General features: G+C 60.5%; 21 protein-coding genes. 12 read left to right on the forward strand and 9 right to left on the reverse strand.

Features of this window, described 5'->3' with window-relative positions; all coding sequences use genetic code 11:
- The first annotated feature begins 12 nt into the window (after positions 1-12).
- The 3 genes from AC1ROI_RS04540 to AC1ROI_RS04550 all read left to right on the forward strand — a co-directional run bounded on the left by AC1ROI_RS04540 (position 13) and on the right by AC1ROI_RS04550 (position 3,474).
- Complete coding sequence (locus AC1ROI_RS04540; protein WP_102593337.1) at positions 13-1,503, forward strand: efflux transporter outer membrane subunit; 1,491 nt, start codon at positions 13-15, stop codon at positions 1,501-1,503.
- A gap of 22 nt (positions 1,504-1,525) precedes the next feature.
- Positions 1,526-2,473, forward strand: a complete 948-nt coding sequence (locus AC1ROI_RS04545) for an aldo/keto reductase (protein WP_102593338.1) — start codon at positions 1,526-1,528, stop codon at positions 2,471-2,473.
- A gap of 62 nt (positions 2,474-2,535) precedes the next feature.
- On the forward strand, positions 2,536-3,474 hold the full coding sequence (locus AC1ROI_RS04550) for a LysR family transcriptional regulator (RefSeq protein WP_010459023.1): 939 nt from the start codon (positions 2,536-2,538) through the stop codon (positions 3,472-3,474).
- A 52-nt stretch (positions 3,475-3,526) separates the two neighbouring features.
- Here the strand turns inward: AC1ROI_RS04550 and AC1ROI_RS04555 are convergent, their stop codons facing one another.
- Positions 3,527-3,799, reverse strand: coding sequence for a DUF2790 domain-containing protein (locus AC1ROI_RS04555; RefSeq protein ID WP_083377129.1), 273 nt, complete (start codon positions 3,797-3,799; stop codon positions 3,527-3,529).
- A gap of 367 nt (positions 3,800-4,166) precedes the next feature.
- Here AC1ROI_RS04555 and AC1ROI_RS04560 point away from each other — a divergent pair, with 367 nt between their 5' ends.
- Together AC1ROI_RS04560 and AC1ROI_RS04565 are read left to right on the forward strand one after the other, a co-directional pair.
- Positions 4,167-4,820, forward strand: coding sequence for a peroxiredoxin (locus AC1ROI_RS04560; RefSeq protein ID WP_010459028.1), 654 nt, complete (start codon positions 4,167-4,169; stop codon positions 4,818-4,820).
- 20 nt (positions 4,821-4,840) lie between these two features.
- On the forward strand, positions 4,841-5,299 hold the full coding sequence (locus AC1ROI_RS04565; RefSeq protein WP_102593339.1) for a GNAT family N-acetyltransferase: 459 nt from the start codon (positions 4,841-4,843) through the stop codon (positions 5,297-5,299).
- A gap of 74 nt (positions 5,300-5,373) precedes the next feature.
- On the opposite strand, the gene AC1ROI_RS04570 is transcribed toward AC1ROI_RS04565, so the two are convergent.
- The 3 genes from AC1ROI_RS04570 to AC1ROI_RS04580 all read right to left on the reverse strand — a co-directional run bounded on the left by AC1ROI_RS04570 (position 5,374) and on the right by AC1ROI_RS04580 (position 8,799).
- Positions 5,374-6,834, reverse strand: a complete 1,461-nt coding sequence (locus AC1ROI_RS04570) for a M15 family metallopeptidase (RefSeq protein WP_102593340.1) — start codon at positions 6,832-6,834, stop codon at positions 5,374-5,376.
- A gap of 173 nt (positions 6,835-7,007) precedes the next feature.
- Positions 7,008-8,210, reverse strand: coding sequence for an NAD(P)/FAD-dependent oxidoreductase (locus AC1ROI_RS04575; RefSeq protein ID WP_102593341.1), 1,203 nt, complete (start codon positions 8,208-8,210; stop codon positions 7,008-7,010).
- Positions 8,211-8,412: 202 nt separating this feature from the next.
- The gene (locus AC1ROI_RS04580; protein WP_102593342.1) at positions 8,413-8,799 is read right to left on the reverse strand and encodes a response regulator transcription factor; all 387 of its coding nucleotides are present in this window, start codon (positions 8,797-8,799) and stop codon (positions 8,413-8,415) included.
- A 311-nt stretch (positions 8,800-9,110) separates the two neighbouring features.
- Here AC1ROI_RS04580 and AC1ROI_RS04585 point away from each other — a divergent pair, with 311 nt between their 5' ends.
- The 5 genes from AC1ROI_RS04585 to AC1ROI_RS04605 all read left to right on the forward strand — a co-directional run bounded on the left by AC1ROI_RS04585 (position 9,111) and on the right by AC1ROI_RS04605 (position 17,587).
- Positions 9,111-10,046 (forward strand): LysR family transcriptional regulator, encoded by a 936-nt coding sequence (locus AC1ROI_RS04585; RefSeq protein ID WP_102593413.1) that lies wholly within the window; start codon positions 9,111-9,113, stop codon positions 10,044-10,046.
- A 190-nt stretch (positions 10,047-10,236) separates the two neighbouring features.
- Positions 10,237-15,705 (forward strand): trifunctional serine/threonine-protein kinase/ATP-binding protein/sensor histidine kinase, encoded by a 5,469-nt coding sequence (locus AC1ROI_RS04590; RefSeq protein ID WP_102593414.1) that lies wholly within the window; start codon positions 10,237-10,239, stop codon positions 15,703-15,705.
- 113 nt (positions 15,706-15,818) lie between these two features.
- The gene (locus AC1ROI_RS04595; protein ID WP_102593343.1) at positions 15,819-16,406 is read left to right on the forward strand and encodes a lecithin retinol acyltransferase family protein; all 588 of its coding nucleotides are present in this window, start codon (positions 15,819-15,821) and stop codon (positions 16,404-16,406) included.
- 114 nt (positions 16,407-16,520) lie between these two features.
- Entirely contained in the window at positions 16,521-17,171 is a 651-nt protein-coding gene (locus AC1ROI_RS04600) for a response regulator transcription factor (protein ID WP_102593344.1), read from the forward strand.
- An 80-nt stretch (positions 17,172-17,251) separates the two neighbouring features.
- Positions 17,252-17,587 carry a hypothetical protein gene (locus AC1ROI_RS04605; RefSeq protein ID WP_010459046.1) on the forward strand — a complete coding sequence of 112 codons (336 nt, stop codon included), beginning with the start codon at positions 17,252-17,254 and terminating at the stop codon, positions 17,585-17,587.
- 150 nt (positions 17,588-17,737) lie between these two features.
- Here the strand turns inward: AC1ROI_RS04605 and AC1ROI_RS04610 are convergent, their stop codons facing one another.
- Genes AC1ROI_RS04610 through glcD form a run of 4 tightly spaced genes read right to left on the reverse strand, consistent with a single transcriptional unit; the run spans position 17,738 to position 21,944 of the window.
- Entirely contained in the window at positions 17,738-18,139 is a 402-nt protein-coding gene (locus tag AC1ROI_RS04610) for a heme-binding protein (RefSeq protein WP_102593345.1), read from the reverse strand.
- Positions 18,136-19,377: a glycolate oxidase subunit GlcF gene (gene glcF / locus AC1ROI_RS04615; RefSeq protein ID WP_102593346.1), complete on the reverse strand. Its 1,242-nt coding sequence runs from the start codon at positions 19,375-19,377 to the stop codon at positions 18,136-18,138. Before glcF ends, AC1ROI_RS04610 begins: the two co-directional genes overlap by 4 nt.
- A 3-nt stretch (positions 19,378-19,380) precedes the next feature.
- The gene (gene glcE / locus AC1ROI_RS04620; protein WP_083377126.1) at positions 19,381-20,445 is read right to left on the reverse strand and encodes a glycolate oxidase subunit GlcE; all 1,065 of its coding nucleotides are present in this window, start codon (positions 20,443-20,445) and stop codon (positions 19,381-19,383) included.
- A complete protein-coding gene (glcD, locus tag AC1ROI_RS04625) occupies positions 20,445-21,944 on the reverse strand; it encodes a glycolate oxidase subunit GlcD (protein ID WP_010459055.1) in 1,500 nt (499 codons plus the stop codon). The genes glcE and glcD overlap by 1 nt, the downstream gene beginning before the upstream one ends.
- A 235-nt stretch (positions 21,945-22,179) precedes the next feature.
- Between glcD and glcC the strand changes: the two genes are divergently transcribed.
- Entirely contained in the window at positions 22,180-22,947 is a 768-nt protein-coding gene (glcC, locus tag AC1ROI_RS04630; protein ID WP_077748786.1) for a transcriptional regulator GlcC, read from the forward strand.
- Between the two features lie 107 nt (positions 22,948-23,054).
- Positions 23,055-23,690 (forward strand): hypothetical protein, encoded by a 636-nt coding sequence (locus AC1ROI_RS04635; protein ID WP_010459059.1) that lies wholly within the window; start codon positions 23,055-23,057, stop codon positions 23,688-23,690.
- Positions 23,691-23,727: 37 nt separating this feature from the next.
- On the opposite strand, the gene AC1ROI_RS04640 is transcribed toward AC1ROI_RS04635, so the two are convergent.
- Positions 23,728-24,273: a hypothetical protein gene (locus AC1ROI_RS04640; protein ID WP_102593347.1), complete on the reverse strand. Its 546-nt coding sequence runs from the start codon at positions 24,271-24,273 to the stop codon at positions 23,728-23,730.
- Positions 24,274-24,278 lie beyond the last annotated feature (5 nt).

Genomic DNA, 24,278 nt, shown 5'->3' on the forward strand with positions numbered 1-24,278 from the left:
GGAGTTTGCCCAATGAAATCCTCTGCACGCTTCATCAACAGACAACTGCTCAAGACCACCTTCGGTGCGGCATCGGCGCTGGCATTCCTGACCGCTTGCACCGTCGGCCCTGACTATCAAATGCAGCCGCCGAGTCTGTCGCAGCATTACGATCAACAGGCCGAGCAGCGTCTCGGCAAGGGCGGCGATACGCCTGGCGAACAGCGCATCGACCTCGGCAAAAAGCTCAACGGTGACTGGTGGACGGCGTTCCGTTCGCCAAAGCTCGACAACGTGGTACGCCGCGCCATCGCCGGCAATCTTGAGCTGGTGGTCGCAGACGCAACCCTCCGGCAAGCGTCGTCTTCCGTGGCTGCGGCTCAAGGTGCGCTGTATCCGCAAGTCGATTTTGGCGCCCAGGCGGGCCGTCAGCGGGTGCACAACGCGAAGGAGCCTGCCACCTCCAATTTCTACGCGATCGGTCCCCGGGTCGGCTTTGACCTTGACGTGTTCGGCGGCAACAAACGCCTGGTTGAACAGCAGGAAGCGTTTGCCGATCTGCAGAAGCATCGCTACGAAGCCGCCTATTTGACCCTGACGGGCCATGTCGCGAGCCAGGCGTTGCTGGTCGCGTCGGCCAATGCGCAGATGGCTGCCGTCGAGAAGCTGCTGGCCAATGACGCCAAAAACCTCGACCTGGTGCGCAAGGCACACCTCAATGGCGCCACCACGCAGATCGACGTTTCACTGGCCGAGACCCGACTCGCCCAAGACCGCACGTTGTTGCCGCCGCTTGCTCAACAGCGGGATGCGGCACGTCACGCGCTGTCGATTCTCACGGGTAAAGGCCCGGGCGACTGGATTGCCCCGGACTTCGATTTTGCCGAGTTCGTGTTACCGACAAACGTCCCCGTCAACGTGCCCTCGGAAATGGCTCACGGCAGGCCGGACGTATTGCAAGCCGAGGCCGAGCTGCACATGGCCAGCGCGGCGGTAGGCGTCGCGACCGCCAATCTTTATCCCCACGTCACGCTGTCGGCGTCGCTGGTACAGGCCGCGTCAGGCAATGGCGGCGCGGCGCTCTGGGGCTTCGCGGCGGGAATTGCCGGCCCGATCTTCGATGGCGGAACGCTCAAGGCGGAACGCCAGGCGGCGGTCGACGGCTACAAGGCGACGCTCGCCGGCTACCAGCAGACCGTCATTCAGTCGTTTGGTCAGGTCGCGGACGCGCTGCAAGCCATCAACCATGACGCCGAGCAGAACCTGGCGCAGGAGGACGCGTTACGCGCCGCCGAAACCAGTTTTCGCTTGAACCAGCAAGCCTATGCGCAAGGCGAGAACAGCATCCTCCAGGTGCTGGAAGCCGAACGTGCGTATGAGCAGGCGTTGCTGGGGCAAATCAGGGTGAAGACCGCGCAATACCTCGACACGGTGCAGTTGTATATCGCGCTGGGCGGGAATTCCGTGGGTGCGTTTGAGCAACGCGTTGCCAGCCGCGAAGCACCGAAACCTTCGTATCAATAGCCCGGGACTTTGGAGAAAAGAGATGTACGAATCATTTTACGATGGACTTCGCGACACAAAATTCCTGCTCAATCACGGTTCCGGCAAGATGCCGGCGGTGGGGTTCGGCACCCTGTTTCGCGATCTCAGCGTCACCACTCAAGCGGTCAAGGACGCGCTGGAAGCCGGCTTTCGTCATTTCGATTGCGCCGAGCGTTATCGAAATGAAGAGCAGGTCGGCATTGCGTTCAAGCAAGTGCTGGACGCCGGAAAGATCCGCCGCGAAGACCTGTTCGTCACCACCAAACTGTGGAACACCAACCACCGTCCCGAGCGCGTCAAACCGGCATTCGAGGCCAGTTGCCGTCGGCTTCAGGTGGACTACATCGACTGCTACCTGATTCACACGCCTTTTGCCTTTCAACCCGGCGACAACCAGGACCCGAGGGATGCACAGGGGCAGGTCATCTACGACGATGGCGTTACGCTGATCGAGACCTGGCGCGCACTGGAAAGTCTTGTCGATGAAGGCCGCTGCAAGGCCATCGGCTTGTCGGATATCACGCTTGAAAAGCTCCAGGAAGTTGTCGCCGTGGCGCGGATCAAACCCGCTGTCGTGCAGGTTGAATCCCACCCCTATCTGCCGGAATGGGAGCTGTTGGCGTTTTGCAAGCAACACGGGATTATCGTCCTGGCGTTTGCGCCGCTGGGCCACGGCATGGAGCCCAATGTATTGGAAGAACCGGTGATTACCCAGATCGCCCAACGTGTGCAGAAAACCCCGGCGCAAGTGGCGCTGGCCTGGTCGGTGCAGCGGGGCGTGGCGTTCCTGACCACGTCGGCGACACCGAGTCACATTCGGGAAAACTTCGATATTTCGACCTTGCCGCAACGGGCCATGGTTGAAATTCAGGAGGACATCACGACCCGGATTCGATTCAACTCGGTGGTCGAAACCGGCGTCCCAGGATTTATTCCACGCAAGAAGTAACCCATGATGAAGAGGCGGTCTTGCAAGGCCGCCTCTTTTTTCCATCCCCCGAGGTGAAAACGATGGACGTGTTCCAGACCCTGCGGTTTTTCGTGGCGGTGGCCCAGAGCGGCAGCTTTACGGCGGCGGCGCAGGTATTGGACACCAACACCACCAACGTCTCCAAAGCGATCTCCAGTCTGGAAGCCAGGCTGCAAACCCGACTGATCAACCGCACGACCCGCCGTCTGGCGCTGACCGAAGCCGGCCTGCGTTACCTGGAACGCTGCGAGAGGATTCTTGACGAGGTGCGGGAGGCCGACGAGGAAGCAGTCACCGCGAACACCCAGCCTGTGGGGCGGCTGAAAATCCATGCGATGTCCGCCGTTGGCAATCATTACGTGATCGACGCCATTGCCAGATACAGAGAGCTGCACCCTACGGTCATGTTTGATTTGACCCTGACTAATCGACTGCCGGATTTGCTGGAGGAGGGCTACGACATGTCGATCGTGCTGGCCCGGGACTTGCCCGATTCAGGCTTCGTGGCGCAGCGGCTCGGCGTCACGTACAGCATTCTCTGCGCGTCGCCGGCGTACTTGAAAAAACGCGGACATCCGGATTCCCCGGCCGCGCTCGCTGCACATGACTGTCTGAAAATCGTGAACACTGTCATGCCGGTTGAAAACTGGGTATTGGACGGGCCTGAAGGCGTGGAAACCGTCAACGTGGCGTTATCACCGTTTCATATCAACACCGCCGATGGCATGACCGTCGCAATCACCAATGGGATGGGGATTGGTATCCAGCCCATTGCATCGGCGGTCAATGGCTTGCGGGCCGGCACGTTGGTGCGTGTATTGCCCGGCCATCACCTTGAAGCGCTGAATCTGTATGCGATCTATCCGTCACGAAAGTTCGTCGATGCAAAAATAAAGACCTGGGTAGCGTTTCTCAAACACTCCATTCCGGTCGTGTTGGCCGCGGATGAAAACATCGTCGGCTCAGCGAAAAAAAGTTGATTCACACAGGCTGCAGGCATGGAGTGTCGACCCTCCATCATCCTGGCAGCGTTCAACCATTTGAACATCCGGTGCCCATCACCTGGTACTGAAGGACATGGCGTTGACCGTTCGAATCTTCATAGGTCATTTGCGCCGGGACGGGGCCGCACTCGTTCGCAATGTCGGTCACGGCAATGACTTTCTTGATGTCCAGTTGGGTGCTGTAGGTGTAGCGTTCAACCGGCGTCTTACCGGCTTCGGCCGTTGACTGGCTGTCGTTTGCAAAGGACTGTGCGGCGATACCGCCCAGCGCCAGGAAAAGCGCCACTTTCAGGATTTTCATTTTATTCACCGTCTCGTCTGGGTTGCTCCGGTGTCGCCATTGGCTTACCGGGTACAGACGATGCTAGGGCGTTACCCCTCCCTCAAACAGCGGCCCGCTGGACAAACACTGTTGCTGGATTACGCATGAATGGCCGGCGTCGAAAAGCCTGCGACGCATGCTGGCACGTCGCGCTGGCGGTGTTGCCTGCCAGCGTACAGAGGCCTGAATCAACGACTTACAAAGTGAATGCGCCGGTCACCGGCAGGTCTTGAGTCGTCTCCTATACTGATCCGCGTTGATCGGTTCAACACAGATCCCGAATGCCGTTGGAACAGCGACTGGCGTTGCGACGGCCTCCCTACGAACTCACAGTCAGGAGAACGATATGACCATCCGCATTGGCGACGAAGCACCGGACTTTACCGTCGAAAGCACCGAGGGCACGCTGCATTTCCATGAGTGGATTGGCGACAAGTGGGCGATCCTGTTCTCGCATCCCAAGGACTTCACCCCGGTGTGCACCACTGAGCTCGGTTACATGGCAGGGCTCAAGCCAGAGTTCGATAAACGCAACACCAAGATCGTCGGGCTCAGCGTCGACCCCGTCAGCAATCATGCGAGCTGGGCCAAGGACATCGAAGAAACCCAGGGGCATGCGGTCAACTACCCCATGATCGGCGACGAAAACCTGGTGGTGGCCAAGCTCTACGACATGATCCATCCGAATGCCAGCGGCGGCGCACGCACCGCAGTGGACAACGCCACGGTGCGTTCCGTGTTCATCATCGGGCCGGACAAGAAGGTCAAGGCGATGCTCATCTACCCGATGAGCGCCGGGCGCAACTTTGATGAGGTATTGCGTCTGCTCGATGCACTGCAACTGAACGCCAAGCACACCGTTGCCACGCCGGTGAACTGGCGTCCGGGTGAGGATGTGATCATTCCGACTTCCGTCTCTGACGAGGACGCGAAGAAGAAATACCCGGATGGTTTCAAAACGGTGAAACCTTATTTGCGCACGGTGGCGCAACCCAAGTAACCCCTAGGGAGACCCCAGGCATGGCCGTCCAAGTCTTGCGCGTCGAGGCAACGCACATCGACAAAATCGCCCCCCTCTTCGACGCTTATCGAGGCTTCTACGGCCAGCCCTCGAACCTGCCGCAATCCCGGGACTTCATCGCCGAACGCATTGACCGGGATGAGTCCGTGATCTTTTTCGCATCGGACCTTTGCGGTGATGCGCTGGGGTTCGTCCAACTGTACCCGACGTTTTCCTCCATCGACGCCCACCGCACCTGGTTGCTCAGCGACCTGTTCACCAAACCCGAATCCAGGGGGCAGGGCGTGGGCAGGTTACTGATGAACGCTGCCCGAGCCTTTGCGCTGTCGACCGGCGCCAAGGGCATGGTGCTGGAAACGGCCACGGATAATGTGGGGGCGCAACGGTTGTATGAATCGTTGGGTTACGTGCGCGACACGGGGTATTACACCTACTGCCTTGATTTGAAGCAGGGCTGACCAAGGCAGCCGCTACAGGGCTCCGTGATTAGCCGGCCGGAACCTGTTATCCAGCACTCGATTCACCTCTTCCATCAACGCCGAGGCAATTTCCATCGCTCGCGCAATTGCTCATATTCCCCCTCAGGCATCTGCACCAACACCGGAGACTCACGGGGATTCAGCCACTCGAACAACCGCGAAATATCCCCCTGATCCATTGCCGTACACCCCAACGTAGGCGAGGCAGGTCCCCGCCAGATATGGAAAAAGATGCACGAACCTGCACCCGGTGACGCTGGCGTGTTGTGCTCGATAAAGATCCCTTTGCGATACCCAGCCTCTTCGCGCATCTGCTCGGAACTGTTCCAGTCCTTGGCTATCGCCGCGCCGTCGACCAATTCGTTGTAACGTTCGGATTTTCTGTCATCCACGCACTCTGTGGTCGAGGTCAGCGCAAGATAAGGCAGCTTTGTCTCGGCCGTCGCGTCATAACCAAACGCAGTCCCGAGTCTGAAGATCCCGGCAGGTGCTTTCCCGTCACCTTCACGTTTGACCGGTCCTTCACCAGGCTCAACGTTGCCCAACCCTTTACCCCACGCCATCCCGTTCTTGCCGACCACCACCGCAAAGCCGTCGCCGACTTTTCGAAAGCTGGCCCCGTCTCGTTCATAGCGCTGGGCGATGCCCTGAATGTCGTCCCAGTTTTTTGTGGTGACCACAATCAATTGGTGACTGCTGTCCAGTACCTCGCTGGTACTCAGCGGCGTGATGGGAAAATCCATCACGTTCTTCGGCGCTCCGTCTCCACCGAAAGTGAAGTGCCACCATTCTTTCGAGTAACCGGCGAAACCCTCTTTCTCCATGGCGCTGCTGAGCCGCTGACGGTTTTCCTTCGCCGTCGCATTGATCGTCGGGTTGGCGGTGTGCGCACGCTCATCGAAGCAATCGTACCCGGTGCCCATGTCGAGTGCGCCGTCGCGCCAGCGCTGGGCATAGGGCGCGGTGCAATCGACTTGTGCGGCCTTGGGTATCCAGGTGTCGGCGGGCAGAGCCTTGGGGCCGATGAGCGTCAGGTCCACGGTTGAGCCTCTGGAGTGATTCGACACCCGCGCCACATACCCCAGCCGCCAGAAGTCCTGCTTGTCGACGCGCGGATAGAACTCGGCTTTGCGCGGGTTCCCCGGCTCAGTCGCGAAGCGGCCCATATCGGCCACCGCACGGCTGGGTCGATAGCAGTCGAACACCTTCAAGCCGTAGCCTTGCTTTTGAAGTGCCTGTTGCACCCGGGCGAGGGCCTGGGCGGTGTCCAGCGACAGCAGGCACTCGGCGGCATCGTATCCGTCGAGCGAGTGTCCAGTGAAGTTGTGGGCGCTGGCGTAGCGGATATCTTGCTCGATGGTGGGGTCAATCGTGCGCAGATAAACCATGTTGTCGGGTCTGGGCCCGGCATTGGCGATGCCTGGCAGGATGGCGCTCAGCAACAGCAGTGACTGCAGCCACGTGCGGGCGGGCTGGCGGGGGCATTGAACCGGTAAGGGTAGCGAGGAGGGCATACGAACCTTCAGGTTTAAGCGCATGAAGTGGTTGTCGAGTCCGGAGGACGCTTCAAACGATCTTAAACCATGACCACCAGTGTCTGGCTGATTCATATCTGGGTGCAGGCATTACGATGGAAAACGCAAAGGCGCCCGCGATGCTGTCGCGGACGCCACGTTCAGGCGGGTCTTCAGGCCACCGGAATCATCGGGTCGGCCGCTGCCAGAGCGGTGGCACGATCAGCGGCTGGCGGGTAGATCCACTGAGTGTTGATCTGCGTCTTGAGCTCCTTGGCCTCGTCCTTGACCAGTTTGAGCTGGCGATCCCAGCCTTCGGTGAACACTGCGCCCCAGGCACCCAGGTCGAGGCAGGTCACGTACTTCGGTTGACGGTAAGGGGTCGGCGCAACACCCAGCAGATCCGCGGCGACGTTGTTCCCGGCATGACGGCCCAAGGCGATCGCGTGCTGGCACGACATGGCGGCGAAGTTGCCGAGGTCGTCGGTCGCGGCATAGGCGACGTCGCCGGCAGCATAGACATGCGTCTGGCCCAATACCTTCAGGTTCTCATCGACGTGCAAGCGCCCTTGTGGGTCGCGATCGCTGGTCAGGTGTTCGGTCAGCGGGCTGGCGCGGAACCCGACGGTCCAGATCACCGTCTGGGCTTCGATGTGGCGGCCATCGGCGAGGGTCACGCCGTTGGCGTCCACTGCCGCGACACTGGCGTTGACCACCCACTCGACGCCCAGGTGTTCAGACGCCTCGATGATGGAGGGACGAATGCCATCACCCATCGTCGCGCCGATCTGCGGCGCACGGTCGACAATGATCACGCGCACATCCTGATCGTCGCCGAGCACAGCCCGCAGGCGTGCCGGCATCTCGGTGCCGGTCTCGATGCCGGTGAAACCACCACCGGCGACCACCACCGTATTGCGGGCAACGCTGTACGGCTGGTCCTTGAGGGATTTGATGTGGTTTTCCAGGCGCACGGCGGCTTCGATCTGATCCACGTCGAAGGCGTGCTCGGCGAGACCCGGTACTTTCGGGCGCGCCAACTGGCTGCCGGAAGCCAGCACCAGGCGGTCGTAGCTCAACGCCCCCTCGCGACCCGCTTCATCGCGGTAGCCGACAGTCCTTGTCTGCTCGTCGATGCGCTCGGCCATGCCTTTGACGAAACGCACACCCACCGAGTCGAACAGCGCGTCGAGGGGCGCGAACATCTTGTGCACGTCGGTTTCGTAGAAGCGCGGCCGTATACGCAATTCCGCCTGAGGCGCCAGCAGGGTGATGTCCACATCGTTACGGTCGTGCATGTCCAGCAGACGGGCGGCGCTCAATGCACTCCAGACACCACCGAACCCCGCACCGATAACCAGAATTTGCTGTTTCATGATTTGTTCCTGAAAAGAAGTGGTCAATAGTCTTGAAGTTGTTCTTCAAGTTGGCGGGACGGCAGTCGTCCGCTGTGAGTGCATGGTATTGACGGATGCTGCTGAGCGCACTTCTACATCGGTTCAGCAAAGTCATACTTGAGTGGGCGAAAGATATACCAAAGTATTACCGGGAGACGGCGGGCAACTTCGCAGATTGCTTTCACTGGCGAGGGAGGAGTGCGGTTTCGATGCAGTTCAACAGTTTATCGGGGTCGCAGGGTTTAGGCAGGACGGCAACCAGCGTATTGGCGCCAAGGTGTGCCGCGGCTCCCGGATAACCGGTGATGAATATCGTGGGGATGTGGAAGCCCAACGCGATGAGACGCTCGTTCAGCTCTATTCCGCTCATTCCCGGCATTTGAATGTCGGAAACCAGGCAGTGTATTTCTGCGCTGGCCTTCGCATTGAGAAACTCCAGGGCGCTGCCATAGGTTCGAACTTTATAACCGCTGGAGCGCAGTAAAGTTTTCAGGGCAGACCGAAAGGCGTCGTCGTCATCGACAATTGCAATAATTGTCGAGTTACGCAGCTGAGCGTCTTGAATCATGTGCAATGCTCCGTAACAGAGCCTGTTGTCATTACAAGATACGCGGACCGCCAAGGTGGAATAGTTATACCAACGTATACCTCGCTAAGACCTAAGTGTTGAATTCGCGCCAACAAAAGTATGTCCTTTGACAGGGCATACCCACGTACAAGGGGACGCAACCAAGGGATGTATCGGCTGTACCCACGTACAAGTGACGTCTGGAGTGTGGCCCGCCTAAGCTGGAGCTGTCTCGTTGGACCCCGGCGACACGGGATGCCCAGCGAGCTGAAGTTCGATATCCACTTACCCGGGCGGCGAACATGAACATGATGAACAGAAATGACCTGCGACATGCCGACATCAATCTGCTGGTTGTCTTCGAAACCATGATGCGTGAACGCAACGTGACCCGGGCCGGAGAGCGGCTGTTCCTGGGCCAGACCACCATCAGTTGCGCCCTCGGGCGCTTGCGTTCGATGTTCAATGATCCGCTGTTCATCCGCGCGGGCCGGACCATGGAACCCACGGCGCGAGCCGAGGAGATCCATGCGCGGCTGGCACCGGCCCTGGACGGTATCGCCGTGGCCTTGAGCTGCACCCACGCGTTCGATCCGCTGACCAGCGAAGGGACCTTCCATGTCGGGCTTTCTGATGATGTCGAATACGCGCTGCTGCCACGCATGATGAAGCACCTGCGGGAAGAGGCACCGAACATCACCCTGGTGGTGCGCCGGGTTGACCAACGGCAATTGCCCCAATTGCTGGCCTCCGGTGAGATTTCCGTCGGTATCAGCCTGGCGCAGGAGTTGCCGGCCAGTGCCCATTGCAAGTGCCTGCGCCCGATGCAACCGATACTCCTGCGCGCCGATTCGGCCCCCGGCCCCCTGACACTGGATGACTTCTGCAGACGGCCGCACGTGGTGGTGTCTTCGATGGGAAATGTCATCGACGACGCCGACCATGCGCTGGGGCTGGTCGGTCGGCAGCGCAGAGTGGTGCTGGCGGTCCCGCAGTTCAGTGCCTTGCCGGCTTTGCTCGCCGGCAGCGACATGGTGGCGATCGTGCCCGACTACGTTGCCCAGGCTATGGTGCGGCTGGAAGGGATGCGCGCCGAGTGTGCGCCGGTGCAATTGCCGACGCCGGAGCTTTCGATGGCCTGGCGCGGCGCGATGCACAACGATCCGCGTGAAAGCTGGTTGCGCGCTTGCTTTTGTCGTTATCTGGGCCAGCAACAGGTGCATTCCGAGGTCATGGCCGAGGCCTGAGGAGGGGGCGTCTTATCAAGAAAAGGCCAGGGCGAATCGCCGATGACCTTCGGGCCGGAACCTCAATGAGGTGACTGTGAAGGGCTCCGAAGTGGAGCTAATCTGTAAGGTGGTTACACTGGACGACAGCCTGATGGCACGTGCGGCCTATAAAAAACCAACGTGTGTTCCCACTCAGATGAACAAAAGCATGCAGTTATCCTGGGACGACGGTGAGCGTATTTTCTGTCGGGAGCTACGCGCGAACGCCGGCAGCGACAGCCCTGTGCTCATCGCGCGGCCTGCGGCGGAACAACCTCTCCCGGCCTGCCTTGGCCGACTCGCGCATGAGTTTGGCCTGAAGGATGAACTGGAGGGCACGTGGGCGGTGCAGCCGCTTGAGATGGTGCGCGAAGGCGGGCAGATGCAGCTGGTGCTTGAGGACCCCGGCGGCGCGCCGCTGCTGCATCTGCTGGTGGCGCCCCTTGAAATCGCCACTTTTTTGCGTCTGGCGATCAGCATCGCGGTGGTGTTGGGCAAGTTGCACCAGCGCGGATTCGTGCATAAGGACATCAAGCCCAGCCATATTCTGGTGGACTGCGCCGACGGCCAGGCCCGGCTCACGGGGTTCGGCCTCGCCTCACGATTGCCGCGCGAGCGACAGGCACCGGAGACCATCGCCGGCACGCTCGCTTACATGGCGCCTGAACAGACCGGCAGGATGAATCGCTCAATCGATTCGCGCAGCGACCTCTATTCCTTCGGCGTCACGCTGTACGAGATGTTGACTGGCTCGCTGCCGTTCAAGGCCTCGGACCCAATCGAATGGGTGCATTGCCATATCGCCAAACAACCGCAGTCACCTGGCGAGCGGGTCGAAACCATCCCCGAAACACTCTCCGAAATCGTCATGAAATTGCTCGCCAAGACCGCCGAAGATCGTTACCAGACGGCCGCGGCGGTAGAACATGATTTGCGCCGGTGCCTGGCAGACTGGCAGGAACTGCGCCGCATCAACGCCTTCGCGCTCGGCGAGCACGGGACCTGCGACCGGCTGCTGATTCCCGAGAAACTCTACGGGCGCGAGCGTGAGGTCGACACCCTGGTCGCCGCGTTCGATCGGATCATCCGCAGCAGCACGCCGGAATTGGTGCTGGTCACCGGCTATTCCGGCATTGGCAAATCTTCCGTGGTCAATGAGCTGCACAAAGTGCTGGTGCCGCCGCGAGGCCTCTTCGCGTCCGGCAAGTTCGATCAATACCGGCGCGACATCCCCTATTCGACGCTGGTGCAGGCCTTTCAGAGCCTGGTGCGGACGTTGCTGGGCAAGTCCGACACGGAACTGGCGCACTGGCGTGACGCGTTGCAGGAAGCGCTGGACATCAATGGGCGGCTCATGACCGACCTGATTCCCGAACTGAAGCTGATCATCGGCGAGCCACCGCCGGTACCGCCCCTTGAACCGCAACAGGCGCAACACCGGTTCCTTCTGGTGTTCCGGCGCTTTATCGGTGTGTTTGCCAGGGAGGAGCATCCGCTGGCGCTGTTCCTCGACGATCTGCAATGGCTCGACGCGGCCACACTCGACTTGCTTGAAGACCTGCTGACCAGTTCGGATGTGCACCACCTGATGCTGGTCGGGGCCTATCGCAGCAACGAGGTGGATGACACACACCCGCTCACGGGAAAACTCCACGCCATTCGCAACGCCGGGGGCCGAATCGACGAGATCACCCTGGCGCCGCTCGCCAAGGCGCACATTGAGCAGTTGATCGCCGAGGCGCTGCATGACGAGCATGCGCGCATCGAGCCCCTGGCGCAGTTGGTACTGGACAAGACCGCGGGCAATCCTTTTTTCGTGATCCAGTTTCTGCATGCCCTCGCCGATGAGCAACTGCTGAGCTTCGATCATGACGAGCGGCAGTGGTCCTGGGAGCCGGACCGCATCCATGCCAAGGGTTACACCGACAACATCGTCGACCTGATGGTGGGCAAACTGGCGCGCCTGCCGATTGAAACGCAACAGGCGCTGCAGCAGCTTGCCTGTCTGGGGAACGTCGCCGGGGTCACGTCGCTTTCAACCGTTCTGGGCCTGCCGAAAGCGCAGATCCGCGCGGTCCTGTGGGACGCGATTCGCCTGGAATTGGTCGAGCGGCTGGAGGGCGCTTATCGGTTTGTTCACGACCGGATTCATGAAGCCGCTTACTCGCTGATACCCATGGCGTCTCGCGCCGAAGCCCATCTGCGAATCGGCCGGCTGCTCGCCGCGCAGACACCCCCGGACACGCTGGAAGAAGCGATATTTGAAATCGTCGGCCAGCTCAATCGCGGCGCCGCGTTGCTGACCGAGCGGGGCGAGCGCGAGCAACTGGCAGCGTTCAACCTGATGGCCGGCCAGCGTGCCAAGGCGTCGACGGCTTATGCCTCGGCGCTCAACTACCTCACCACCGGCGCCCAGCTGCTGGACGACAACTGCTGGGCGCGCCGGCATGAGCTGATCTTCGCGCTGGAGTTGAACTGCGCCGAATGCGAGCTTCTGACCGGCCAGTTATCGGTCGCGGACGAGCGCCTGGCAGCGCTGTCGAATCGCGCCACCACCACGATCGAACGCGCCAATGTCGTGTGCCTGCAAATGGATGTCTACCTGCTGCTGGATCGCAGCGACAGTGCAGTCGCTGTCTGCCTCGCCTACCTGCGGCACGTGGGCATCGAGTGGTCTGCCCATCCGAGCGACGATGAAGTGCGCCACGGGTACGACCAAGTCTGGTCTGCACTCGGGAATCGGGAAATCGAGGACCTCATCGATTTGCCACTGATGGAGGACGCGGCGTCCCTGATGACGGTCAGCGCGCTGAGCAAACTGTTCCCGCCGGCCTTGCAGACGGATGCGAACCTGTCGTGCCTGTCGATCTGCAAGGCGGTCAGCCTCAGCCTCGAACGGGGCAATTGCGATGCGTCCTGCGTGCACTACGCCAATACCTTCAGGGTCGCCGGACGGCGGTTCGGTGACTACCAGGCCGGATTCCGCTTCGGCCAGCTCGGCTGTGACCTCATTGACCGGCGTGGCCTGAATCGATTCGAAGCCAGCACCTTTCTGTGTTTCTCCAATTTTGCCGTGCGCTGGATGAAACCCGTGGGGCACTGCCGTGACCTGCTGCGCCGCTCTTTTGTCGCGGCCAACCGGATCGGCGACTTGCCCTATGGCGCTTATGCGGGCAACAGCCTCGTCTCAGATTCTCTGTTCGCTGGCGAGCCGTTGTCCGAGGTACAAGAGGAAGCGGAGCGTGGCCTGGTTTACGCCAGGAAAGTGCGCTTCGGGCTGGTCGGCGACTTCATCGGCACGCAACTCGCGTCAATCCGCATGCTCCGAGGCTTCACGCCGACCTTCGGTTGCTTTGACGACGGACAATTTATCGAACGTGACTTTGAAGCCCACCTGGCCGCCAACCCGGACCTGGCATTGGCCGAGTGTTGGTACTGGGTGCGCAAAATACAGGCTTGCTACCTGGCCGGCGACCCAGGGGCGGCCATGCAAGCCGCGGCCAGGGCACAGCAGCTGCTGTGGACGTCCTACCTGTTTTATGAGGAAGCGGAATATTGCTTTTATGACGCGCTGGCCCGGGCCGCGTGGTGTGATGGTGTCCCGGTGGACGAGCACGGGCAGCACGTGATCGCGATGACGGCGGACCACCGGCAGTTGCAGACCTGGGCGCAACAATGTCCGGAGAATTTCGCCAGCCGGGCCGCACTGGTCGGTGCCGAAATCGCCCGCGTCGAAGGTCGCGTGATCGACGCCGAGCTGCTTTACGAACAGGCCATTCATACAGCGCAGGAAAGCGGTTTTGTCCATATCGAAGCGCTGGCCAACGAACTCGCATCGCGTTTCTATGCGGCGCGCGGCCTCGCCAAGATTGCCCGCGTCTATTTGCAGGACGCCCGCTACGGCTACCTGCGCTGGGGCGCCGATGGCAAGGTGCGCCAGCTTGAAACGCAGTATCCGTCGCTGAGGACCGAAGCGCACTTGCTCGGCCCGACGACGATGGTCGCACCGGTTGAACACCTTGATCTGGCCACCGTGCTCAGGGTATCCCAGGCCCTTTCAGGCGAAATCGTCCTGGAAAAGCTGATTGACAGGGTGATGCGCACGGCGATCGAACAGGCCGGTGCCGAGCGTGGCCTGTTGATTCTGTCGGACGGCGGTGAGCAGCGGATTGCAGCGCAGGTGACCACCGGCCGCCACTCGATGCAGTTGCGTGATGTGCCAGTGAGTGCAGCGCTATTACCGGAGTCCGTTCTGTACCAGGTCCTGCGCACCCGCGAGAGCGTCGTTCTGGATGATGCCGTGGCCGAGGCTTCGTTTGGCGCCGACCCTTACATCCGCCAGCACCGAGCCCGCTCGATTCTCTGCTTGCCGTTGATGAACCAGGCCAAGCTCGTCGGCGCGCTCTACCTGGAAAACAATCTGACCGCCCGGGTGTTCAGCCCGGCGCGGATTGCCGTGTTGAGACTGGTGGCCTCACAGGCGGCGATCTCCCTGGAAAATGCGCGTTTGTACCGCGAGGTCGCAGAGCGAGAATCGAAGATCCGGCGCCTCGTCGACGCCAACATCATCGGCATTCTGTTCTGGAACGCCGACGGTGACATTCTTGAGGCCAACGATGCCTTTTTGCACATGGTCGGATACACCCGAGAAGACCTTGCCACCCGCCGCCTGCGCTGGCGGGACCTGACGCCGCCGGAGTTTCTGGCCCTCAGCGAGCGCTCTTTGGCGCAGGCGGTGCAGACCGGGTACGCCCGACCCTACGAGAAGGAATATTTCAAGAAGGATGGCAGCCGCCTGCCCATCATCGTCGGTCTGGCCATGTTCGAAGCCAGCAGCAAGGAAGGGGTCGCGTTCGTGGTGGACCTGACCGAGCGCAAGCAGGCAGAAGAAAAAATCCGCGAAAGCGAACGCCGCTATCGCGAGGTGCAAACGGAGTTGGCCCACGCGAACCGCGTCGCGACCATGGGCCAGTTGGTGGCTTCTATCGCCCATGAGGTCAACCAGCCGATTGCTGCAGCCATCCTCAACGCCAATGCCGCGCTGCGCTGGCTGAACGCCCAGCCGCCGGAGATCGACGAGGTCCGTCAGGTCCTCGGCTGCCTCATCACCGATGCCAATCGGGCGGCGGACGTGCTGGGCCGGATCCGCCAGCATATCCGCAAGGCGCCGCCGCAGAAGGGACCGGTGGACATCAACGCAGCGATCCGCGAAATGATCGGGTTCAGCCGAGGCCAGATCACCAAGAGCGGTGCTTCGATAGAGACGCAGCTTGCGGACGGACTGCCATTGATCGAAGGCGACCGCGTGGAACTGCAACAGGTGCTGCTCAACCTGATCATGAACGCGCTGGAGGCCATGAGCGCGGTGAGCGAAGGCGAGCGGCACTTGCGGATCAGCGCGGTGTTGGGTGAGGCGGACTGCGTGTTGGTGACAGTGAGCGATTCGGGGCCGGGGTTCGCCTCGGAAAGCACCGACCTGGTGTTCGCCTCTTTCTACACCACCAAGGCCACCGGGCTGGGCATGGGGTTATCGATCTGTCGCTCGATCATCCAGGCCCATGGCGGCCGTTTATGGGCCGACGCCAACTCGCCACGTGGTGCCTCGGTGCAATTCACGCTGCCCCGGCATCAGGATTAATACTTAGGTTTAGGGGAGGTATATTCATAGGTCGTTCAGACTAATCGTATGTACAAATGAAACTCCGCAACCCTGGCGATAGAGTGAATGCAAGGGTTACGGAGGATGTTGTCATGAGTGGTTTTACCGCCAGGGTCGTCGAAAGCTTTTCATCGCTTCGTTCAACCGTACTTGTTGGCTTGACTATCATGACAACGAATATTTCCAGTCAGTTGAGTGCCCTGTTGCCTGGAAATCACCCCTTCGCCGACACCCACCATACGTCCGGCGTTTCATTGAGCCTGATCAATGTCCAGATGGCCGTGGACAGTTTGCCTGTCGGCGCGCATCTGGTGGGGCCGCGCACGTTCTATATGCATCACGGCATATATTTGGGCGGCGGGAAGGTGGCTCACTATTCCGGGTTTAGCAGTTCATTCAAACCCGGTCCCGTCGAAGTGATTGATCTTGAAAGTTTCGCTCACGGCAAGCCGGTCTGGATGTATCAGGAACAGTGTGAATTTGCCAGCCATGAAATCGCCCATCGTGCGCGCTCCAGAATCGGTGAAAATCAATACAGGATCTTTTCCAATAACTGCGAGCACTTTTGCAGTTGGTGCATCAGCGGAAAAAGTTACAGCGCCCAAGTCAATGCCTACTGGCATTGCCCACGCTCTCTGTTCTCTTTTATATCGGCGCTGGAGCACAACTTTGTTGCCTAGTTCCAGTAGAGGAAATTGTCCAGATGCGACCTGCTACAAAATCGTCATCGCCGCGGAAATCGGCCTTGGGTGCTGCTACACTTTTTGCCTACCAATTCCCGTTGAGGAGCGCCCATGAGCGGCAATCCTTCTTCCAATGAGCCAGGCAATCAAGGCTCGATGGTGTACGTGGTGGATGACGATGCGTCCATTCGCGACGCCTTGGGTAATCTGTTGCGCTCTGCCGGGATCCAGGTCGAGACCTTCGCCTCCACGGCGGACTACCTTCGGCAACCGAAGACAGGGGGCGCCAGCTGTCTGGTCCTCGATGTACGACTGCAAGGGAGTAGCGGCCTGGACTTCCAGCGCCAGTTGGTTGAATCAAACGCGAATATCCCGATCATTTTCATCACTGGCCATGGCGACATTGAAATGTCGGTCAAGGCGATGAAAGCCGGTGCCGTGGATTTTCTGGCAAAACCATTCCGCGAACAGGATTTGTTGGACGCGGTGTCAGGCGCACTTCAGGCCGATGTCCGGCGTCGGGAAATCGAGCAGCAGCGTTCGGACCTGCACAGCAACTACCAATCGCTTACGGCGCGGGAAAAAGAGGTGATGGCCCTTGCCGCCACAGGCCTGATGAACAAGCAGATTGCCGGGCAGATGAACCTGAGCGAGATCACTGTGAAAATCCACCGCGCCCATGCCATGAAGAAAATGCATGCCAAGTCCTTTGCTGACCTGGTGCGCATGGCCGAGTCGTTGGGGATCGGGCACGATCGCTGATTCAAAAAGAGGCATTTTGCTGGCCCCGAAGCGTTCAGGTTATCGCCAAAATCCACTTCATTTTCAGGTGGTTAGGCGGAATGCAATTGCGAAGTGTATTTGTCACGATGATCTCGTTTGCCCTGGCCAGCGTTGCAGCCTCTGCCCAAGCCAAGGAACTGGCGTCCAATGACCGGTATATGTGCAGCTGGGGGGCGGGCACGGCGGCGAGGGCTCAGGAACTCAAGCTGGCCGGGGTCTCCCTGTATGCCGCCCGGCAGAAGCTACAGGCCTACAAATTCAGCAAGGCGTGGATGCGCATGATGGCGATGGGCATCACCGAACAGACTTACGACAGCAAGTCGCGGTTCAAGCCAGCGGATGTCCGGCAGAATTTTTATGAAGAGTGCGTGCGCTACAAACTGGCGCGCAAGTAAAACTGAGGTGTAGGACCCACCGCAATTCCCTGTGGGAGCGAGCCTGCTCGCGAAAGCGGTGTGTCAATCAACATTGATATCAGCTGATCCACCGCATTCGCGAGCAGGCTCGCTCCCACAGGGTTATGCGGTGTTGATCGGGTTTTCAGTTCAGTTCAGGCACTGCGCCCCGGCCTTGGCCACTTGTGCATCCTGCTCGGCCTTGACGCCGGACACGCCGACCGCGCCGATCACCTGGCCATCGACGATGATTGGTACGCCACCTTCCAGGGACGTCAGCAACGGCGCGGACAAAAACGCGTAGCGTCCACCGTTGACCATCTCTTCATAGCCTTTCGATTCCCGTCGGCCAAGGGCTGAGGTGCGGGCCTTTTCGGTCGCGATGTAGGCGCCGATCGGGGCGCAACCGTCGAGGCGCTCCAGGGCCAAAGGATGGCCTCCGTCGTCGACAATCACGATGGTCACGGCCCATTGATTATTCTGTGCTTCGTTACGTGCGGCGTTGAGAATCCGGCTGACTTCGGTCTGGCTGAGGACGGCTTTGCTTTTCATGGGGAGACTCCGGGGTTCGATGAGGGCAGCGCGGCTTCGACCAGTTCGATCCAGTGGCGCACAGGGGTTCGGCCCGCGCCGTCAAGGTGGGACTGACAGCCGATATTGGCCGTGACAATGACTTCGGGATGACCGCTTTCCAGCGCATTGAGCTTGTTGTCGCGCAGTTGCCGGGACAGCTCCGGTTGGGTCAGCGAATAGGTGCCCGCCGAGCCGCAACACAGGTGACCGTCGGGAACGAACGTGAGGTTGAAACCCAGGCGCGTCAGCAGCGCCTCAACCGCACCGCCGAGTTTCTGTGCGTGCTGCAAGGTGCAGGGGCAATGGAAGGCCAGGCGCTGGTCGCTGTGGATGCCGAGCTGGTCCAGCGGCTCCTCGCGCAACACTTCAACCAGATCCTTGGCCAGTGCGCTGACCTTTCTGGCCTTCTCGGCATACGCCGCATCGGTGCTGAGCAGGTGGCCGTAGTCTTTGATGAAGGCACCGCAACCGCTGGCGGTTTGCACGATGGCCTCGGCGCCTTGTTCAATGCTCGGCCACCACGCGTCGATATTGCGGCGCGCGCGATCAAGGCCGGCCGCCTGGGCGTCCAGGTGATAATCGACCGCGCCGCAGCAACCGGCCTCGCGCGCCGGTGTCACGCTGATCCCCAGTCGATCCAGGACACGCGCGGTGGCTGCGTTGGTGTTCGGCGACAGACTCGGCTGCACGCACCCTTCCAGCATCAGCACCTGTCGGGTGTGGCGGGCGGTCGGACGTTGTTTGGCCGGATACACACGGCGCGGCAGCTTGGCTCGCAGCGTGTTGGGCAGCAGCGCACGGAACACCTGACCGCTGCTGAGCAGTGCTTTGAACAACCCCGGGTTGGGTACGACGCTGCGCAAGCCTTCGCGCAACAAGCGTTGGTCGAGCGAACGCGGCACAGCCGCATCGACCACCGCGCGGCCGATGTCGAGCAAGTTGTGATAGTCGACGCCCGAGGGGCAGGTGGTTTCGCAGTTACGGCAAGACAGGCAGCGATCCAGATGCTGTTGGGTCTTCTGGGTGACCTCGTTGCCTTCCAGCACCTGTTTGATCAGGTAGATGCGCCCACGCGGCCCGTCCAGTTCATCGCCGAGCAGTTGATAGGTCGGGCAGGTGGCGTTGCAGAAACCGCAGTGCACACACGTGCGCAGGATGCTTTCGGCTTCTTCGGCGCGGGGCAGTTGGCGGGCCTGTTCGCTCAAGGTGGTCTGCATGGGTCAAAGCTCCGCGTACAGGCGACCGGGGTTGAAGATGCCCCGTGGATCGAGTTGGTCCTTCAAGTTGCGGTGATAGCGCATCAGCGCGTCCGGCAACGGTTGGAAGGGGCTGTCGATCAGGCCGTGGCTGTAGCAGGTCACGTGCCCGCCGACTTCAGCGACGACCTTGCGGATGAACGCCGCTTCGGCATCGGATTTGAGCCAGCGCTGGGCGCCGCCCCAGTCGATCATTTGCAGGCCGGGCAGGGACAGTCGAGGCGTGTTGTGCGGGACCGACAGGCGCCACAGCGGCTGGTCTTCATCAAAGAAGCTCAGTCGATGTTCGTTGAGATCCGCCCAATACGAAGCGTCCAGCACTTCGCCACCCAAGCGGTCATGCGCCGCTGCCACCGAACCTTCGCCACCTTCAAGCCGCAAGTGCAGGCGCTGACCGTCGTGGCACGCGGCGCTGATCGGCAGCGGTTGCTGGCCCCATTCGGCGAGGCGCAGCAAGGCACGATCGCTGTCCATTTCCAGGCTGATGCTTAACGCTTGCCGAGGTTTCGGCAGCACTTTCAGCGAGACTTCAGTGATCACACCCAGTGCCCCATAACTGCCGGCCATCAAGCGCGACAAATCGTAGCCGGCGACGTTTTTCATGACTTCGCCGCCGAAGCGCAAATGCTTGCCGTGGCCGGTGATGACCCGTGTCCCGAGCACAAAGTCCCTGACCGAGCCTGACCACGGGCGCCGCGGCCCGGACAGTCCACTGGCAATCATCCCGCCCACGGTGGCGCCGTCTCCGAAGGAGGGTGGTTCGCACGGCAGCATCTGCTGCGCCGCATCCAGCACATCGGCCAGTTCTGCCAACGGCGTGCCGCAGCGTGCGGTGATCACCAATTCGGTCGGGTCGTAGCTGACGATGCCTCGGTGGCTGCGGGTGTCGAGCACTTCGCCCGCCGCGATACGGCCCAGAAACGCTTTGCTGTTGGCGCCCTGGATCCGCAGGGGCGTGGCGTTTTGCAGGGCCTGATTAACCTGGTCCAGTAGCGCGCCGCTGTCATCGATGTCGTGTTTGCTGCGCATCAGAATCGCTCCAGATCAGGGAAGGGCATCTGACCCAGGTGAACGTGCATCGCGCCGAATTCGGCGCAGCGATGCAGCGTCGGGATGTTCTTGCCAGGGTTGAGCAGGCCGCCCGGATCGAACGCGGCTTTGACGGCATGAAACAGGGTCAGCTCATCGCTGTTGAACTGCGCGCACATCTGATTGATTTTCTCGCGGCCGACCCCGTGTTCACCGGTGATGCTGCCGCCGACTTTCACGCACAATTCGAGGATCTTGCCGCCCAGGGCTTCGGCGCGGTCGAGTTCGCCGGGTTGGTTGGCGTCGAACAGAATCAGCGGGTGCATGTTGCCGTCACCGGCATGGAAAACGTTGGCCACCCGCAGGTCGTATTCAGCCGACAGCGCGGCAATCGCCTGCAGCACGCCGGGCAGCTCGCGGCGCGGGATCGTCCCGTCCATGCAGTAATAATCCGGCGAGAGGCGGCCCACTGCCGGGAACGCATTCTTGCGCCCGGCCCAGAAGCGCACGCGTTCCGCCTCATCCCTGGCCTGGCGGACTTCGGTGGCGCCGGCCTGTTCCAGCACCTGGCGCACACGGTCGCAGTCATCGTGGACGTCGGCTTCGACGCCATCGAGCTCGCACAGCAGAATGGCTTCGGCGTCGACCGGATAACCGGCGTGAATAAAATCTTCTGCAGCGCGAATGGCCAGGTTGTCCATCATTTCCAGACCGCCCGGAATGATGCCGGCGGCAATAATGTCGCCGACTGCACGACCCGCCTTTTCGACGGAATCGAACGCTGCCAGCAGCACCTTGGCGGTTTGCGGTTTGGGCAGCAGTTTGACCGTGACTTCGGTGATCACCCCCAGCATGCCTTCGGAACCGGTAAACAATGCCAGCAGGTCAAACCCGGGCGAGTCGAGGGCTTCGGAACCCAGGCTCAGGTGTTCGCCATCGACGGTGAGGATGTCGACTTTGAGCAGGTTGTGCACGGTCAGGCCGTATTTCAGGCAATGCACGCCACCGGCGTTTTCGGCCACGTTGCCGCCGATTGAACAGGCGATCTGCGAGGAGGGGTCCGGCGCGTAATACAGGCCGAACGGTGCGGCGGCCTGGGAAATCGCCAGGTTGCGCACACCCGGTTGAACCCGCGCCGTGCGTGCGGCGGGGTCGATGTGCAGGATGTTGTTGAAACGCGCCATCACCAGCAGTACGCCTTTTTCGAGCGGTAGAGCACCGCCGGACAAACCGGTGCCGGCGCCGCGAGCAACCACCGGGACGTGAAACTCATGGCAGAGCTTAAGCACACCCTGGACTTCGTCGATATGGCGCGGCAGCACCACCAGCATCGGCGTAGTGCGGTAAGCGGATAGTCCGTCGCATTCATACGGCTTGAGTTCTTCGCGCTGATGCAGGACTTCCAGGTCCGGCAGGCGAGCGCTCAGTGCCTGGAGCAGGGCGGCTCTGTCGACATCAGGCAGAACGCCGTCGACGCGTTCATCGTAGAGGATGTTCATAGGCGGTTCGCGACCCTCCGTTTGTTTTTATTAGAGGTCTGTTTGCGGTGAAAGCTCACTTGCATCATTGGCCTGACGCGACCTACTGTCCATGTGTTGTTTGAGTGGTCGAACCAGTTCTTCAGGGGTTGCTTCCCCGTTTTTGAGAAAAATAACTGCCTATACATAAACTTAGGGTTGTATTCGAACGTGACGGGTTTTGCCGGTGAGGCTGGTCATACCAGTGGGAGGTTCGATGGAGAGTGCGAAAGTGACCCGTAATCCTCAAGTCGCAGACGTGGTCTGTGAGCGCATAGAACGCCTGATCGTCGACGGGGTCCTCAAGACCGGGCAATTGTTGCCTTCGGAACGGCGCCTGACCGAAAAACTCGGCGTCTCGCGCACGGCGCTGCGCGAGGGCCTGAAGTTGTTGCGCGCCCGGGGGATTATCAAGACGGAGCAGGGCAAGGGCTCCTTTGTCGCTGATCTGTCGGGCCACGGCGCCGCATCGCCGCTGATGCATTTGTTCAGCTCACAACCGCGCACACTTTACGATTTGTTCGAGGTGCGCAGCCTGCTTGAGGGGGAGTCCGCTCGCCTGGCCGCCTTGCGCGGGACCGAGGCGGATTTTGTCCTCATCACCCGCAGCTATGAAGCGCTGCTCGATGCCCGCACGCGGTCGATGGAAGCGAGCGAACACGCCCGGCTCGATCATGCCTTTCACCTGGCGATCTGCGAGGCCTCGCACAACCCGGTGCTGGTGCAAACCTTGCGCTCGCTGACGGACTTGCTGCTCAACACCGTGTTTGCCTCGGTCAACAACCTCTACCACCGCGCACCGCAAAAACGCCAGATCGACCGTCAGCACGCCCGGCTCTACAACGCCGTGACCGGCCGCATGCCGGAGCAGGCGCGCAAGGCGGCCATCGCGCACATCCAGAGCATCTGCGAGAACCTCAGGGAAATCGAAAGCGAGGAGCAGCGTCTGGTCCGGGCCACGCTGCGCCTGGAAGGGTGGGCGTGAGGCCTGCCGTTTTTGAGTGATGGCCTTTTACTATTGCTGGCAACGCTCTAGAATTCGCGGCCGCCCTCTGGTGTGGAGGCGCAATGCCATCATTTAAAGGAGTTGTCATGCAATTTGGGAAAATTCTAGGGTTGGCCTTGGTGCTCGGGCTAAGTGGTTGCGCCAGCTTTACCAAAGACGAAGTCGCTCCGGTCAATTTGCCGTCGATGGCCAGTTATTCGAACAAACCGAATGTCTACGTAGACTTCGATTTCTATCAAGGCGAGCCGAAAAGCGCTTCAGCCGTTGAAATGCCACAAGCACGCGACATGCTAAAGCCGGAGCTGCAAAAAGTGCTGACCGATTCCGGTCTGTTCGGTCGCGTCACACTGGACGAGTTCCAGAAGCAGCCGGGTGATTACAACCTGCGCTTGAAGGTTTACAACCATCCACCGGGCGGTGGTCAGATGGTCATGGCCTTTATCAGTGGCCTGACGTTTACCGTCATCCCGACACTGGCGACCGACCAATACACCATGAGCCTGGAGACGCTGGATTCCCAAGGGCAGACGCTGACCAACGCGAGCAACCATGACGGAATCAATACCTGGATGGGCATCTGGTTTGTGCCGTTGATGGCCAACACCCCGAAAGAGGCAATCAGCGATACCTTCAGCCGCCAGGTCAATGCTCTGCTCAAGCAAGTCGTCGAGAGCAAAAGCCTGAAATACTCGGCACTCGATGCACAGGTGCCGCGGGCCTGAAAAAAAAAGAGCCGCACAAGCGGCTCTTTTTTTGCCCTTACTTGAGGGCTTGAATGAACTGCGGGTCGCTGTACAACGTCTTCAGCAAATCACGAACCATCGGGTTGTAGGCATTGGCCGCATTGGGGATCGCAATGGCGCCGAAAAAGCTGCTGTCCCACTGGCGGCTGACATCCTTGGTCGCGTCGTAAACCACCTCGTTGCCCTTGAGCAATGTAAAGCGCGCAGCAAGCTGGCCCGTGCCAGTGCCCATGCCTGCGGTCAGTTCATTCTTGACGACCAGCACATCCAGATGTCGCTGAGCTTGCGGGTTCAGCAGGCCCGCCCGACCCAGTTCTTCGGTAATCGCATCCTGTATATGTTGCGTGATACTGCCGCTCGGCGAGCTGATCGGGTTGGCCCGGACTGTCAGTGAGCCCTGACCGGCATCCGCCTTGACCTGAGCATTGCTGATCGATTGCAGGGGTGGGGTTTGCTTGAGCTGTTGGACGTTTTCAAAGCTCGGTTCATAACGGGTCATGGTCACGCCACAACCTTGCAGCAGCAGGGCGAACAGAGGGACCAACAATAGAAGTTTTTTCACGGCGT

This window comes from Pseudomonas sp. GW823-FHT02C02, from assembly GCF_058797635.1.